Here is a 275-nt window from a genome sequence, read left to right on the forward strand (position 1 = left end):
GGCCTTGGTGCCTTTTGGCGGACGGCGTAAAATAAGGTCTTGGCTCTTACCTTCGCCTCCATATTGCAGCCGGTAAGTCCAGTTTGAAGCACCGCCAGAGAATTGAGTAACCGTTGGCTCGCCTTCTATATCAATCCCTTGCTCGCGTAGCCAATTGCTGACTGCTTGTGCATCAAGCTCTTCGCCTTCGCGCACTTCGCCTCCTTTATCCAAGACTTTATTAAGTGTTTGATGGTCATTGTCAGTGTTGTTGGCATGATTGTCAGTTGCCATAA

The 275-nt window shown here is 49.1% G+C and carries 1 protein-coding gene; it reads right to left on the reverse strand.

What is annotated here, in order from left to right:
* Positions 1-273, reverse strand: a 273-nt coding sequence (locus tag BTV98_RS13215) for a phosphotransferase family protein (RefSeq protein ID WP_368664879.1), incomplete at its 3' end; no start/stop codon positions are given.
* Positions 274-275: the final 2 nt, after the last annotated feature.

The sequence above is a fragment of the Psychrobacter sp. Cmf 22.2 genome, from assembly GCF_001921745.1.
GTDB lineage: Bacteria > Pseudomonadota > Gammaproteobacteria > Pseudomonadales > Moraxellaceae > Psychrobacter.